Consider the following 14988-nt stretch of genomic DNA (forward strand, 5'->3'; position numbering starts at 1 on the left):
GCTTTTTTTTCGCGTGCGCGCCTGTGCCGCAAGCGGCGCTTCGGCGACAATGCCCGCATGAGAATCCCTGCCCTGCTATTGCTGATCGCCACTGCCCTGCCCGCCGCAGCCCAAAAGCAGGCGGCCTGCCCGTATGCCGCCTGGAAAAGCGGCTTCCAGGGCGATGCGCGGGCGCAAGCCACGTGTTTGCTGCGTCCAGTGAAACTGTATGCGCGCCTGGGCGACAGCGCGCCGCTGCCCGAGTTTCTTGCCGCCCGCATCGGCCAGCGCACGGGCATCGCTCCGGCCAAGCTGCGCGCCTGGCTTGCCGAGCAAGGCATCGCCGAAGCGGATGTGGGCGGCGCCGTCGATGCACCGCTGTCGCGCGCCGTGGGCCGGTTGGCCGCGCCCATGGCCCGCTATTTCGTCATTCACGACACCAGCTACCCGAATTTCCTGCTGGAACCCATTCCCGGCCACATCAACGACGCCAGCTGGGATTTCAACGATTTCAATCTACGTAACCCCGCGCTGGGCGGCGGTCCGAAGGGCCATGTGTACGTGAACCGCCTCGGCGATTCCCTGGCCGTACGCGACTTCGGCACGGCCAGCTACGCCAGCAAGCTGGAAAAGGACAAGCCGTCGCTGACGGGCCTGTTTCTGCACGTGGAACTGGTGCAGCCGCGCAACTCCGTGCCCGGCGGCGGCAAGGGCAACGACGGGCTGGCGCCCGATCCCGGTTTTACGCCCGCGCAATACGAGCGGCTGGCCCTGCTGTACGTCGCCGCCAGCGTGCGCAAGGGCACGTGGCTGATCCCCGCCTTCCACGCCGTGCTCGATACGGGCTATGCGAATGGCCATGACGATCCGCAGAACTTTTCGCTGGAGCAATGGGATACAGCCCTCGGTCATTTGAGTGCCGTCATGACAGGCGCCGACGCGCCGAATTGAACACCACCCGCACGCCGATTTGGAGGATACTGTACCTCCCGCTTTTCACCGCGCGGGTGCCGTGCTGTCGATGGAGAGCTGCGATGACCTATGCCTCTGACCAGAAAATGCACGTGCTGGACATGCCCGCGCGTACGCGGCGCATCTTCAGCATGCGCGATGCCGTGCTGACGCAATGGGAACACGAGGTGCGCGCCAAGGTGCGCGGCGCCGACGCCCTGCTGACACCCATATTGATCAACACCTTGCCCGCCTTCTTCGACAACCTGGCCGAAGCGCTGACGCCAGGCTATCCGCGCGACGATGCCACCAGCAACACCAACGCTCCGGCCGTGCACGGCAACGAACGGGCGCGCATGACCAGCTATGGCCCGGAACAAGTGATCCAGGAATACCAGATCTTCCGCGACTGTTTCGCCGATGCGGCCCTCGACGCGGGCGTGCCGCTGCGGCGCCGCGACTGGAAGGTGATCAATGCCTCGATCGATACGGGCATCCGCGAAGCCATCCTGGAATTTACGGCCATGCATGAAAGCTTCCAGCGGCGCATCGCCGCTGGCCTGTCGCACGACATGCGCAATCCCCTCTCCGTCATGCTCAACAGCGCCCAGCTGCTGCAGCGGCGCGCGCAGCAGTTCGACGTGCCAGCCCTGGCCTCGAAAATAATCGAACACGGCAAGCGCCTCGACGACATGATCCAGGAATTGCTCGATACGCTCAGCTACCACCGGGGGCAAAAGCTGCCGCTGGTGCTGCAGCGCTTCGACATCCTGCCGCTGGCGCGCCAGGTGGCCGACAGCGTAAACACGGGCCATCCAGGCAAGTGCGAGGTCACGGGCGCGTCCGTCACCGGCTGGTGGTGCGAAAATTCGCTGCGCCGCGCCCTGGAAAACCTCGTGGGAAACGCCCTCAAGTATGGCGACGACGGCCCCATCCATATCCACATCAACACCCTGCGCGAACGCATGATACTCACCGTGCACAACACGGGCAGCACCATTGCGCCGGAGCAAACCGAGCGCATCTTCGAATACCTGCGCCGCGAACGCCAGGGCAGCGCGCCCGGCTGGGGCATCGGCCTGCCTTTCGTGCAAAACGTGGCGGAAAGCCATGGCGGCAGCGCGCTGGTCGACAGCGCGCCGGAAACAGGCACCACGTTTACCATCGACCTGCCCATCGATTGCCGCCCCTTCGTCACGCCGGACGCTTGAGCTCGCCGCCACCTGCCCCAACACCGGCACTTTCCGCGCAGTAACGCACCAATACGGTGCGGATGACGGTTTTACGCCACAAAAATGGTCATTTTTTACATACTTTCGGGTGCGCGGCACTGGCACGATTTCTGCTGAGCTATAGTCAGACACGGCTCAAGGGAAATCACAACATGGCAAATTTTTTCAATGAAATGACTGCAAATGAAGTGGGTACGGACAGCAAGGTACGTGAACACTATCGTGAATTCAGCAACTGGCTGGAGCAGCAATCCCCCGAGACCATCGCCCGCAAGCGGGCCGAGGCCGACCTGACGTTCCGCCGGGTCGGCATCACGTTCGCCGTCTACGGCGACGATGCCGGCACGGAACGCCTGATTCCGTTCGACACCATCCCCCGCATCATCCCCGCCGCCGAATGGGCGCAGATGCAGACGGGCCTGGTGCAGCGCGTGCAAGCCTTGAACATGTTTATCCATGATATTTATCATGAGCAAAACATCATCAAGGCGGGCATCATTCCTGCCGAGCAAATCTACAAGAATGCCCAGTACCGCCCGGAAATGCAGGGCATTTCCGTCGCCTCCGACATTTACGCCCACATCGCCGGCGTCGACATCGTGCGCGCGGGCCAGGGCGAATTCTATGTGCTGGAAGACAATCTGCGCGTGCCGTCCGGCGTATCCTATATGCTGGAAGACCGCAAGATGATGATGCGGCTGTTCCCGGAACTGTTCGCGCGCAACCGCATCGCGCCCGTCGACCATTACCCGGACATGCTGCTCGACAACCTGCGCTCCGTCGCGCCCATGGGCGTCGATGACCCCACGGTCGTCGTCATGACGCCCGGCATGTACAACTCCGCCTATTTCGAGCACGCCTTCCTGGCCCAGCAGATGGGCGTGGAACTGGTGGAAGGCAAGGATCTGTTCGTCAACGACAATTCCGTCTACATGCGCACGACGCGCGGTCCTAAGAGAGTCGACGTGATCTACCGCCGTGTGGACGACGACTTCCTCGACCCGCTGGCCTTCCGTTCCGACTCGTCCCTGGGCGTGCCGGGCCTGCTGTCCCTGTACCGCGCCGGCCGGGTGACTCTGGCGAACGCCATCGGCACGGGCGTGGCCGACGACAAGTCGATCTATCCTTTTGTACCCGACATGATCAAGTTTTATCTTTCGCAAGAGCCGATACTCAACAACGTACCCACATACCAGTGCCGCAAGAGCGCCGATTTGTCCTACGTGCTGGCGAACCTGGCGCAACTTGTCGTCAAGGAAGTGCATGGCGCGGGCGGCTACGGCATGCTGGTGGGGCCGGCGTCCAGCGCCGCGCAAATCGAGGATTTCCGCCAGCGCCTGCTGGCCAATCCGGGCGGCTACATCGCCCAGCCGACCTTGGCACTGTCCGCCTGCCCCACGTATGTCGAAGCCGGCATTGCGCCGCGCCACATCGATTTGCGCCCATTCGTGCTATCCGGCAAGACGATTTCCATGGTGCCCGGCGGCCTGACCCGCGTGGCGCTCGGTGAAGGCTCGCTGGTGGTCAACTCCTCGCAGGGAGGCGGCACCAAGGACACCTGGGTACTGGAAGCCACTTCCGCTTTTGCAGGAGAGAAAACATGCTGAGCCGCACCGCCGATCATTTGTTCTGGATGGCCCGCTACACGGAGCGGGCGGAAAACACGGCGCGCATGCTCGACGTCAACATGCAGACCTCCATGCTGCCCCAGTCCGAGCAGGACGCGGAGCAAGGCTGGCGCGCCACCCTGGGTATTTCCGAGCTGCAAAGCGCGTACGACCACAAATATGGCAGTTTCCACACGCGCGACGTGCTCGACTTCATGGTGCGCGACCCGAACAACCCGTCGTCCATCCTCGCCTGCCTGACGGGGGCGCGCGAAAACGCCCGCGCCGTGCGGGGGACTTTGACGACGGAAGTGTGGGAAATCCAGAACGCCACCTGGCTCGACATGCAGAAGCGTTTGAAAAGCAATCTGCTGGAAACGGATCCCAGCCAGTTCTTCGAGTGGGTCAAGTACCGCTCGCACCTGTCGCGCGGCGTCACTTTAGGCACCATGCTCAAGGACGAGGCCATCCACTTCATTCGCCTGGGCACCTTCCTTGAGCGGGCCGACAACACGGCGCGCATCCTCGACGTGAAATTCCACGGCGCGCGCGACACGTCGAAAGACATCACCCAGCGCGACTTTTATTACTGGGCGGCCCTGCTGCGCTCCGTCTCGGGCTTCGAGATCTACCGCAAGGTCTACCGCGACGTGATCACCCCGGAACGGGTGGCGGAATTGCTGATGCTGCGCGGGGACATGCCCAGGTCGCTCCTGGCCTGCATGGATGACGTGGTGGAAAACCTGAAACATATCCGCAACGATGTCTCGGCCGATACGGAGCGCTTCGCCGGCAAATTGCACGCGGAACTGAAATTCGGCCATATCGACGACATCATGAAGGCGGGCTTGCATCTGACCCTGACGGAGTTTCTAGAAAACATCAATGACCTGGGCAACCGGGTCAGCCGCGACTTCCTTGTTCCCTTGGCGGCCTGATGCAGCTCACCATCCGCCACGAAACCCATTACGCCTACAGTGCGCCGCTGGCCTACACCATCCAGCAGCTGCATCTGACGCCGCGTATCGAACCGCAGCAGCGGGCCCTGTCCTGGCAAATCACGACGCCGGGCCAGTGCCACGCCTACACGGATGCCTACGGCAACTTGTCGCACATGCTGACGATTAACGGCAGCCATCACTCCCTGAGCCTGGTGGCGCATGGCGTGGTGGAAACCATCTACCCGCACAAGGGACGGCTGAACCTGATCGATACCCTGTCGCCGCTGTTGTTTACCATGCCGACGCCGCTGACGCAGGCCGATCCCGCCATCCTCGACCTGGCGGCCGCCAGCCTGCCGGACCGGAGCGTGACCGCGGGCACGGGCCATCTGCTGCGCCTGGCCGAGCACATCGTCGGCAAGGTCGCGTATGAAAGCGGCGCCACCATGGTCACCACGACGGCCGGCGACGCGCTGGCCCTGGGACGCGGCGTGTGCCAGGATCACGCCCACCTGTTCCTCGCCTGCTGCCACGCCTGGGGCATCCCGGCACGCTATGTGTCCGGCTATATCGATCCGGGCACGACAGGGCACGCGGCCAGCCATGCCTGGGTCGACGCGTGGGCCGAAGACACGGATTTCGCGGGCTGGGTCAGCATCGACGTCACGCATGCGCGGCTGATGACGGATGCGTATTGCCGCCTGGCCATCGGGCGCGATTACGATTCGGCGGCCCCCGTGCGCGGCGTGCGCCAGGGTGGCGGCACGGAAACGTTAAGAGTCGATGTGCAGATCGTGCCCGTGTAAACAGGCAGGAATGAGGCTGGCCGGGCCTTGCCGGCGGTATGCCGGGCCCGGCTGGTGTAAAATGCTTCCCCTTTTGATTTGATTTACGACGATGACTTATTGCATAGGCATGCGCCTGAACGAAGGCCTGGTCTTCCTGTCCGACTCCCGCACCAACGCCGGCGTGGACCAGGTGGGCACCTTCCGCAAGATGAGCGTGTTCGAAAACCCGGGCGACCGCATGCTGGTCCTGATGACGGCCGGCAATTTGTCGATCTCGCAGGCGATCCGCCAGATCGTTTCCGAACACGTGGATGCGGACGGACGCAGCATCTGGAACGTGGCCAGCATGTACGATGCGGCCCGTATCGTTGGCGAAGCCGTGCGCACCGTGCACCTGCGCGAAGCGAAAGCCCTGGCCGACTGCGGCATCGATTTCAACGTCAGCATCATTCTGGGCGGGCAGATAGGCGCCGAGCGCTGCCGCCTGTTCCAGGTGTATTCGGCCGGCAATTTCATCGAATCGCACGATGAAAACACGTATTTCCAGATCGGAGAAGCGAAATATGGCAAGCCCATCATCGACCGGGTCGTCAATCCGTTCACGCGCCTGGACGAGGCGGCCAAGTGCGCGCTGATCTCCATGGATTCGACCTTGCGCTCGAACATTTCCGTCGGCTTGCCGCTCGACCTGCTCGTCTACGAGACAGGCAGCCTGGCCGTCACGCGCTTCGTCACCATCGATGAAAAGAACCAGTATTTCCGCATGATCCGCGACACGTGGGGCGAACAATTGAAACATGTGTTCGAAGGCATCGTCGATCCCGTGTGGAATGCGGCGCCCGAGACGACGACGAACGTGCTGTCGTCCGCCAACATGCACAGCAAGCCCGTGCGCGTGACCATCCCCGAACACGTGAGCCGCGGCGGGCTGACCGTGGCGCCCCTGCAATCGCTGGCGCAGCAGTTCAGCGACGACAAGCAGCATTGACCGGCCACAGGCCCGCTGTGCGCGCCGCTGGACAAGTCGCTTTTCGCGTGCTTTTATGGCAATATGGATTGACATTTAATCCAGATTGACCTGAAAGGCAGGTGGCGCATGGACTTGATCACTTCCGCTGTCGTGGCGGCCATCGGGCATGGCGCGCCCGGCCACGCGCCCGAAGCCGTCGCCAGCCACTATGAGCGGCTCAAGCAGGCCATCGCCAAGTTCGACAGCGCCGCCGCCATCCTGGCCGCCATCGCCGCGCTGGAAGCCGAGCCTGCCAATACCCAGTTGCAACTGGCCCTGTCGGCCGCCCTGGCTAGCGCGAAAGTGCCGGACGACATGGAAACTTTGTTTGCCGCGCAAGGCTTGCTCGACGCGGTGCAGCGGCCTTTGCCCCAGGTACCCGACGTGGAAGCCGCGCCCGCCCCGGCCGATAAAGGCGCCGTCGTGTCGAACTATGCCGTCGTCAAAGTGTATTTCGCCACGGACCGCCAGCGCGACGTGGGCAAGCCGCCGGCCCAGCGCTTCAGCGGCGAACGCAACATCCTGGGAGGCAATGGCCCGCTCAGCTATGGCAGCTGCGACATCAGCATCCCCCGCGACCACCGCATGGGCCAGCTGGAATCGCCATCGCTGTGGCGCCTGGAATTTCGCGACGACCCGGCCAAGCACGTGGTGGTGCTGTCCGCCGAGGTGCAGGACCGCGACAATTTCTTTGCCGCACTCAAAACCCAGATCCGCGCCTCGGCCGATAAAAGCGCCTTTGTCTTCGTGCACGGCTACAACGTGAGTTTCGAGGATGCGGCGCGGCGCACGGGACAGATGGCCTATGACCTCGGTTTCGATGGCGCGCCCGTGTTCTACAGCTGGCCGTCGCGTGGCGAAGTGGCCGGCTACACCATCGATGAAAACAATATCGAATGGAGCACGCCCCACATCACGGCCTTCCTGGCCGACTTTCTCGCCAACACGGACGCGGCGCAAGTCTATCTGGTGGGACACAGCATGGGCAGCCGGGGCCTGGCGCGGGCCGTGGCCGACTTGCTGGCCGCGCAGCCGCAGCTGGCGCAAAAGATCACGGAAATCATCCTCTCCGCACCCGATATCGACGCGGCCATCTTCAAGCACGATATCGCGCCGAAACTGGCCGGCGCGCGCAACCCCGTCACTTTGTATGCCTCGTCGCAAGACCTGGCGCTGGCCGCCTCGAAGGCCGTGCACGGCTACGCGCGCGCGGGCGACAGCGGCGCCGGCATGCTGATCGTGGCGGGCGTGGAAACCATCGACGCGACCGGGGTCGACACGAGCTTCATGAAACACACGTATTTCGCGGAAAAGCGCTCCGCCCTGTCCGACATGTTTTATCTGATACGCAACCATGCGCGCGCCGACCAGCGCTTTCTCGACCCCGTCGACACGGCGGCCGGCCGCTATTGGACGTTCAAACCGTGACGCCGTTCCATCGGGAGCGGCACGCATGCTAAGATACGGCCCATAGGGTGGCAACAGGCACGGCGATGACGCCGCCAGCCGATCCCCCGCAAGCAGGCCTATCATGTTGACATCATCTTCTACACCGCAAGCCGAATCGCTGATCCGCAACACCAACGCCCGCGTCACCAAGACGCGCGTGAAGGTGCTCGACTTTTTAATGGCGCAAAGCCGTTCGCTGACCCACCATGAAATCCAGCAGGCGCTGTCGCAGGACAGCGATATCGATTCCGTCACCCTGTACCGGGTACTGGAATGGCTGACGGAAAATGAACTGGTGCATCGCATCGCCGGCGCCGACCAGGTGTGGCGCTTCAGCGCGGGCGCCGGCCACCAGGCGCACGAGCACGCGCACTTCCAGTGCACCAAATGCGCGAACGTTACCTGTTTCAACGAAGTCAAGCTGCCGCCGCCCGTGCTGTTGCCGGAAGGTTTCAGCGGCGGCGAAGTCGATTACCTGATCAAGGGCCTGTGCCCGCGCTGCAAATAGCGGGTGTCACTTGAGCAGCAAGGCCAGGTGATGCTCGTCATAAAATAGTTCGCCCACGCGCATCGAGCGCGGCTCCGTGCCATAGGCGATAAATCCCAGCGATTCATACAGCCGCAAGGCGGCATTGTTTTCCGCATTCACGCTCAAGTGCACTTGCATGATGGCAGGGTCCATCTCGCCCTGTTCGATGCAGGCGTTCACGAGGCGCCGCGCCACGCCCTTGCCCCGCTGCGTCACATCGACAAACACGCCCCATAGCAAGGCCTTGTGCGACAACTGGCGCATCCTTTCGCGCTGCAATCCGGCAAAACCGACGAGACGTTCGCCATCGAAGGCGCCAAAGCCGCGCTGAAAGGCGCCCCCGGCAATGCGCTGCGCATGTTCTTGCGGCGTGCGCGCCAGCTCATCCTCGCGCGACGAGGAAAACGAGCTGGGCGAATCGAGGATGGCGCGCAGGCGCAGCGCGCAAAAGGCGGGGGTGTCTGCTGGCGTCAGCAGGCGGATGACGATCTCGGGTGCGGGCATGGTGGAATCCGGCAGTTTTTTTCCATTATACCCACGCCTCCAGCTCAGGCACGCACGCGGCGCAATCCCAGCAAGGTCCAGCCGTACAGGGCCGCCATCAGCAATACCATGGCCGCGCCCAGCGCCGCCGTCCAGCTTTCCGGCAAGCTCCACGCCGGGTCAAGCTTGCCGGCCGCCATGGTGCCAGCCATGGCCACGCAGATGGCGACGATGGGCCAGCCCAGGCGGCGCCGGAACGCACGCACGATCTCTGCCTGGCCCGTGCGCATGACCTTTGCCGTGACCCAGCCATCGAAGGTATCCGTCACGCCCATGCCCACGGCAAACACCAGACCGGTCAGCAAGGCCGGCTGCATGCCGCCCAGCGCGACGGCCGCATAGCCCCAGGCAGCCGCCTGCAGGGCCGTGTCGAAGACCAGCGCGAACAGCATGCCGACAAGGATGGCGGCCAGCGGCCCCGATGCGCCCCGCAGCGAGCGCGGCAGCAGCCGGCCGCGCACCTCGGCCAGTTGCGCGCCAGCCAGCAAGCTGCGCGCATTCATGGCGGCAATGAGCAGCAGCAAGGCGATCGGCAGCCATTCCAGCCAGCCGAACACGGCCTCCGACGGTGTAAATTGCTGCGACGCCACGGCGGCGACAGCCACGATGGCCAGCACGGTGACGCCATGCCCCAGCGCAAACAGCGCACCCATCCATGGTGCCCAGCGCGGCGCGGCGGCCTGGCTGCGCAGGGTCAATCCATCGACGGCGGCCAGGTGGTCCGGTTCCAGACCATGGCGCATGCCAAGGAGAAAGATCAGCGCCAGGGCGGGCAAGCCCGCTTCCACGCTCATGCCGCCACCTCGCTTACGCTGGCCAGCACGCAACGGTCCAGGCCCCGGATCAGCATATCCTGCGGCAAGTCGCGGCCGATAAAGATGATCTTGCTGGCGCGCGTCTCGCCGTCGCGCCACGGCGCGCCCAGCTCCGAGCCCATCAGCATGTGCACGCCCTGGAACACGGCGCGGCAATCCAGATCGGCCACGTGCAAAATGCCCTTGTAGCGCATCAGCTGGGTGCCGAACAGCTGCACCACGGCATCGAGGAAATTTTCCACCTGCAGCAGATCGAGGGGCTGGGACTGGTGGTAGACGAACGATTGCACGCCGTCGCCATGGCGGTGGCCCATTTCCCCTAGGAAATCCGGCTCCAGCTCGACGATGGCGTTCAAGTTGAAGCCACGGATGTTCAGGATGTCGCGCAGCGGCACATTGCCGAAGCTCACTTTCTGTATGCCGGCGCGGCCATTGATGGCGACCAGGCGCTGGCGCAGCGCGGCCAGCTCGTCCTTGCTGACCAGGTCCGTCTTCGACAGCAGGATGCGGTCGGCAAAGCCCACCTGCTCCTGCGCTTCCTTGTGCCCCGTCAATTGCTGCTGCGCATGGCGTGCGTCGACCACCGTCAAAATGGCGTCGAGCATGTAGTACTCGCTGACGGCCGGTTCCGCAAAGAAGGTTTGCGCCACGGGACCAGGCGCGGCCAGGCCCGTCGTTTCGATGATCACGTGGTCGAACGCGATGGTTCCGGCTTGACGCTTGGCCTGCAATTCGCCCAGGATGCGGATCAGATCGCCACGCACGCTGCAGCAGATGCAGCCATTGTTCATTTCCACGATCTGCTCGTCGCTGTCTTGCACCAGCAAGCCATGGTCGATGCTTTCGGCGGCGAACTCGTTTTCGATCACGGCGATGCGCACGCCGTGATCGCCCTGCAATATGCGCTTGAGCAAGGTGGTTTTCCCGCTGCCGAGAAAACCCGTGATGATGGTAACGGGGATCAGTTCTGTCATGTTGTGTTCCTGTTAAAGTTAGTCTTCGACTTCTTCCATGCGCTGCCATTGGGGGAACGGGTCGGGCAGCTTGCGCCAGGCGGCCATGCCCTGGCGCGTTTCCGTGTAGTTAAGTTGGCATTTCCTCAAGTCCGCCTCGATGGCGGCCTGGTCCATGTCCTGGCCGATGAAGACAAGCTCCTGGTAGCGGTCGCCATACATCTCGCTCCAGCCCGCTTTAACTTCCGCCAGCGAGGCCGCATCCGTTGGCCAGCGCTCCTTGGGCACGGACGCCCACCACAGGCCCACGGGTTCAATATTCATCAGCTTGCCCGCGCCGGACAGGCTGGCCACCCATTCGGGACGGCTGGCCAGCCAGAAATAGCCCTTGCTGCGCACCACGCCCTTGATCGGCTGGGCAATGTAATCGTGCAGGCGCTGCGCATGGAACGGCTCTTTCGCGCGGTAAACAAAGCTGCTGATGCCATAGGTGTCCGTCTCCGGCGTGTGCACGCCTGCCAGCTCCTGGGCCCAGCCCGGCATGGCGGCCGCCTGCTCCAGGTCGAACAGATTCGTGCCCAAGATGGCATCGAGCGGCACGACGGACTGGTTGGTTTCGATGATGCACGCGCCGGGATTGAGGGCCTTGATGACAGCCAGCACGCGCAGGCGCTCGGCCGCATCGACCATGTCGACCTTGTTAAGGACAATGACATTGGCAAACTCGATCTGTTCCGTGAGCAAGTTTGCCAGCTGGCGGTCGTCGCCCTCGCCCGCGATCTCGCCGCGCTGCTCCAGGCTGTCTTCGCTGTGGAAATCGTTGAGCAGGTTGGCGCAGTCGACGACGGTGACCATGCAGTCGATGCGCGCCACGTCGTTCAGGCTGTCGCCGTGCTCGTCTTCGAAGTCGAAGGTGGCGGCCACTGGCATCGGCTCGCCCACGCCCGTCGATTCGATCAACAGGTAATCGAAGCGGTCTTCCGCGGCCAGGCGCCGCACTTCCAGCAACAGATCGTCGCGCAGGGTGCAGCAGATGCAGCCGTTCGACATTTCCACGAGTTTTTCTTCCGTGCGCGACAGGGCCGCGCCAGCCGCTGCGGCGCCATCCCTGACAAGCGAGGCGTCAATATTGACTTCGCTCATGTCGTTGACGATGACGGCCACGCGCTTGCCTTCGCGGTTGCGCAAGATGTGGTTGAGCAAGGTGGTCTTGCCGGCGCCGAGAAAGCCGGACAGGACGGTGACGGGGAGTTTGCGCTGGGTCATGAGTATCTTTCGGATGGGCAATTGAGGGAAACAATAGACCTTGGATTTTAAATGCAAGTCTATTGCGTTTGAATTATAATGCAGCTAAGTTGCATTTGTGCAGCAATCTTTGCCAGCCTGACTCCCGAAAGAATTCCATGCTCCACCTCGCCTCACTGACCTATGGCTATGATCCAGCCAGCCCCGTGCTCGACATCGCCGACTTCCACCTGCCCGCCGGGCGGCACGCGCTGCTGCTGGGGCCATCCGGCTCCGGCAAATCGACCTTGTTGCATTTGCTGGCGGGCATCCTGGCGCCCCAGGCGGGCCGCCTCGACGTGGCGGGCACGTCCCTGCCCGGCCTCACACCGCGCCAGCGCGACAGCTGGCGCGGCCGCGTCATCGGCTTGCTGCCCCAGCAACTGGCGCTCGTGCCAAGCTTGAACGTGCTCGATAATGTCTTGCTGCCCGCCTACGCCAGCGGCCAACGGCCCGATCGGGCCCGTGCGGCCAGCCTGCTGGGACAGCTGGGCCTGGCTGGCAAGCTCGATGCCTATCCGTATGCCTTGAGCGGCGGCCAGCGGCAACGGGCCGCCATCGCGCGCGCGCTCTTCATGCGCCCGCAACTGATACTGGCTGACGAACCGACGGCCAACCTCGACGACGACGCCTGCGCCGCCGTCGTGCACCTGCTGGCCGGGCAAGCCGCGCAGGCCCGCGCCTCGCTGGTGATTGCCAGCCACGATGCGAGGGTACTGGCCGCCTTGCCCGATGCGCTCGTGCTGCGCCTGCCAGGTACGCGGGTGACGGCATGAACGCGGCCACCCTGGCCTGGCGCGCCCTGCGCCACAAGCCGCTGGCGTCCAGCCTGAACCTGCTGCTGGTGGCCATCGGCATCGCCATGATGACCTTCATACTCGGCGTATCCAGCCAGCTGGAAGAACACGCCGAACGCGATGCGCAAGGGATCGACCTCGTGGTGGGCGCGAAAGGCTCGCCCTTGCAACTGATCCTGTCGTCCGTGTATCACGCCGATATTCCGACCGGCAACATTCCCGACAGCGCGCTGGCGGCGCTGGCCGCGCAGCCGCTGGTGCAATCGGCGATCCCGCTCGCGCTAGGCGACAATTTCCACGGTTTTCGCATCGCCGGCAGCACCACGGCGCTGCTGGGCCACTATGGCGCGCACCTGGCGCAAGGCAAGTTGTTCACGCAGCCGATGCAAGCCGTGTTCGGCGCCCAGGCGGCCCGCGAAACGGGCGCCACCCTCGGCGCCCGCTTTGCCGGCTCGCACGGCCTGGCTTCCGGCGGCGAAGTGCACGACCACGCCCCCTACACGGTGACGGGTATTTTGATGCCCACGGGCACCGTGCTCGACCGATTGATCATCACGCCTGTCGCTTCCGTGTGGCAAGTGCACGAAACGGACCCCGATGAACCGGTGGCGGCCGCACCTGAACGCGAACTGACGGCCGTGCTGGTGCAATACGCGTCTCCTTTGGCCGCCATCAGCCTGCCGCGCTGGGTGAATGGGCAGCCGCGCCTGCAAGCGGCCCAGCCCGCTTTCGAGGCGGCACGGCTGTTCAATTTGCTGGGCGTCGGCATCGATGTGTTGCGGGCAATTGCCGCCGGCGTGCTGCTGGTGGCGGCCCTGTCGCTGTTCGTGGCCCTGTACGGCGCGCTGGAAGAGCGCAAGACTGACCTGGCCATCCTGCGCACCTTGGGCGCCTCGCCCGCAAAACTGCTGCGTTTGCTGCTGGCGCAAGGCTTGCTGCTGTCCTTGACGGGCGCGGCGCTAGGCTGGCTGCTGGGCCATGCCGGTGTTGGCTTGCTGGAATCGATGCAGCAACTGAATCTGCAAGCGTGGCGCGTCGCGCCCGGTGAAGCGTGGTTGCCCGTCATCGCCGTGGCCGTCGGCTTGCTGGCCGCCGCCATTCCCGCCGCGCGCGCCTACCGCACCGATATCGCCGCCACCCTGGCGCGCCCCTGAAAGGAAAAAAATGTTGAAAATCATGATCTTGAGCGCTGGACTGCTGCTGGCCGGATCTGCCTGCGCCGCCCCCGCCGACGAGCCACCCTCGTTCTTCGCTCCCTTGACGGACTTGCCCGGCGTCGTGTCGTGGAAACTGCTGGGCCAGGCCACCACCGTCAAGGGAAAAAAAGGCCGCATGGTGCCGAAATACACGCCGGAAATCAGCGCACTCGACAACACGGACGTGAAAGTGCAAGGTTTCATGATGCCCTTGGAACCGGGGCAAAAGCAGAAACACTTCCTGCTGACAATCACCTCGGCCAGCTGCCCATTTTGCCTGCCGGCCGGCCCGGAGGGCGTGGTGGAGATCAAAAGCCGCACAGCCGTGAAATTCAGCTATGCGCCCTTCATCGTGCAAGGCAAGCTGAAAGTGCTGGCCAGCGACCCCATGGGCTTGTATTACCGCATGACGGACGCGGCCGTGGTGCCGCAATGACGCGCTGGCCGGCGCTATTGCTGTTGCTGGCCGGCCAGGCAACTGCCGCGCCGTTGTCCTTTGACTTGGCCCGGCTCGATGGCGATGGCCGCCTGAAGCTCGGCCAGTTCCAGGGCCAGGCCGTGGTGCTGAACTTCTGGGCCAGCAACTGCCAGCCGTGCATCCGGGAACTGCCGATATTGAATGCCCACGCCGCCCGCCAGCCCGGCTTGCCCTTCATCGGCATCGCCATGGACACGCGGGCGGCCGCGCAAGCGTTCCTGCGGCAGCATCGGGCCAGCTATCCCCAGGCCCTGGCTTCGTCCACTCTCCTGCCCATCTTTGGCAATCAAATCAAGGGCTTGCCGTACACAGTGATTCTGACTTCTCAACATCGAATCTGCACGCGGCGCCTGGGCCCCATCGATGCGGCCTGGCTGGCCAAGGCCCTGGCCACCTGCGCGTAAGCCTGTATCCATGCGCCTTGCACGGCTGTCATC

The 14988-nt window shown here is 63.9% G+C and carries 16 protein-coding genes; 12 read left to right on the forward strand and 4 right to left on the reverse strand.

Annotated features, from left to right (window positions below; genetic code table 11):
• The first annotated feature begins 57 nt into the window (after positions 1-57).
• The 8 genes from ASN89_RS12915 to ASN89_RS12950 all read left to right on the forward strand — a co-directional run bounded on the left by ASN89_RS12915 (position 58) and on the right by ASN89_RS12950 (position 8464).
• Positions 58-930 (forward strand): hypothetical protein, encoded by an 873-nt coding sequence (locus ASN89_RS12915; protein WP_152988555.1) that lies wholly within the window; start codon positions 58-60, stop codon positions 928-930.
• An 83-nt stretch (positions 931-1013) separates the two neighbouring features.
• Positions 1014-2141 (forward strand): sensor histidine kinase, encoded by a 1128-nt coding sequence (locus ASN89_RS12920; protein ID WP_058049528.1) that lies wholly within the window; start codon positions 1014-1016, stop codon positions 2139-2141.
• A gap of 173 nt (positions 2142-2314) precedes the next feature.
• Positions 2315-3769: a circularly permuted type 2 ATP-grasp protein gene (locus ASN89_RS12925; RefSeq protein ID WP_058049529.1), complete on the forward strand. Its 1455-nt coding sequence runs from the start codon at positions 2315-2317 to the stop codon at positions 3767-3769.
• A complete protein-coding gene (locus tag ASN89_RS12930; RefSeq protein WP_058049530.1) occupies positions 3763-4707 on the forward strand; it encodes an alpha-E domain-containing protein in 945 nt (314 codons plus the stop codon). Before ASN89_RS12925 ends, ASN89_RS12930 begins: the two co-directional genes overlap by 7 nt.
• A complete protein-coding gene (locus ASN89_RS12935) occupies positions 4707-5516 on the forward strand; it encodes a transglutaminase family protein (RefSeq protein ID WP_034748328.1) in 810 nt (269 codons plus the stop codon). The genes ASN89_RS12930 and ASN89_RS12935 overlap by 1 nt, the downstream gene beginning before the upstream one ends.
• Positions 5517-5607: 91 nt before the next feature.
• Positions 5608-6486, forward strand: a complete 879-nt coding sequence (locus ASN89_RS12940; protein WP_058049531.1) for a hypothetical protein — start codon at positions 5608-5610, stop codon at positions 6484-6486.
• 108 nt (positions 6487-6594) lie between these two features.
• Entirely contained in the window at positions 6595-7935 is a 1341-nt protein-coding gene (locus tag ASN89_RS29695; protein WP_058049532.1) for an alpha/beta hydrolase, read from the forward strand.
• A gap of 103 nt (positions 7936-8038) precedes the next feature.
• The gene (locus tag ASN89_RS12950) at positions 8039-8464 is read left to right on the forward strand and encodes a Fur family transcriptional regulator (protein ID WP_034787417.1); all 426 of its coding nucleotides are present in this window, start codon (positions 8039-8041) and stop codon (positions 8462-8464) included.
• Positions 8465-8470: 6 nt separating this feature from the next.
• Here ASN89_RS12950 and ASN89_RS12955 read toward each other — a convergent pair whose 3' ends face one another.
• The 4 genes from ASN89_RS12955 to zigA are packed head-to-tail and all read right to left on the reverse strand — an operon-like array spanning position 8471 to position 12062.
• Positions 8471-8989 carry a GNAT family N-acetyltransferase gene (locus tag ASN89_RS12955; protein ID WP_058049533.1) on the reverse strand — a complete coding sequence of 173 codons (519 nt, stop codon included), beginning with the start codon at positions 8987-8989 and terminating at the stop codon, positions 8471-8473.
• 44 nt (positions 8990-9033) lie between these two features.
• Complete coding sequence (locus ASN89_RS12960; RefSeq protein WP_058049534.1) at positions 9034-9822, reverse strand: hypothetical protein; 789 nt, start codon at positions 9820-9822, stop codon at positions 9034-9036.
• On the reverse strand, positions 9819-10817 hold the full coding sequence (locus ASN89_RS12965) for a CobW family GTP-binding protein (RefSeq protein WP_058049535.1): 999 nt from the start codon (positions 10815-10817) through the stop codon (positions 9819-9821). Before ASN89_RS12965 ends, ASN89_RS12960 begins: the two co-directional genes overlap by 4 nt.
• A gap of 18 nt (positions 10818-10835) precedes the next feature.
• Positions 10836-12062, reverse strand: coding sequence for a zinc metallochaperone GTPase ZigA (gene zigA / locus ASN89_RS12970; protein WP_058049536.1), 1227 nt, complete (start codon positions 12060-12062; stop codon positions 10836-10838).
• A 137-nt stretch (positions 12063-12199) separates the two neighbouring features.
• On the opposite strand from zigA, the gene ASN89_RS12975 reads away from it, so the two are divergent.
• The 4 genes from ASN89_RS12975 to ASN89_RS12990 are packed head-to-tail and all read left to right on the forward strand — an operon-like array spanning position 12200 to position 14955.
• Complete coding sequence (locus ASN89_RS12975) at positions 12200-12856, forward strand: ABC transporter ATP-binding protein (protein ID WP_058049537.1); 657 nt, start codon at positions 12200-12202, stop codon at positions 12854-12856.
• A complete protein-coding gene (locus ASN89_RS12980) occupies positions 12853-14031 on the forward strand; it encodes an FtsX-like permease family protein (RefSeq protein ID WP_058049538.1) in 1179 nt (392 codons plus the stop codon). The genes ASN89_RS12975 and ASN89_RS12980 overlap by 4 nt, the downstream gene beginning before the upstream one ends.
• Before the next feature lie 10 nt (positions 14032-14041).
• The gene (locus ASN89_RS12985; protein WP_058049539.1) at positions 14042-14509 is read left to right on the forward strand and encodes a DUF3299 domain-containing protein; all 468 of its coding nucleotides are present in this window, start codon (positions 14042-14044) and stop codon (positions 14507-14509) included.
• On the forward strand, positions 14506-14955 hold the full coding sequence (locus tag ASN89_RS12990; RefSeq protein WP_058049540.1) for a TlpA family protein disulfide reductase: 450 nt from the start codon (positions 14506-14508) through the stop codon (positions 14953-14955). The genes ASN89_RS12985 and ASN89_RS12990 overlap by 4 nt, the downstream gene beginning before the upstream one ends.
• Positions 14956-14988 lie beyond the last annotated feature (33 nt).

Source organism: Janthinobacterium sp. Ant5-2-1 (assembly GCF_001445815.1).
Taxonomy (GTDB): domain Bacteria; phylum Pseudomonadota; class Gammaproteobacteria; order Burkholderiales; family Burkholderiaceae_D; genus Janthinobacterium; species Janthinobacterium lividum_E.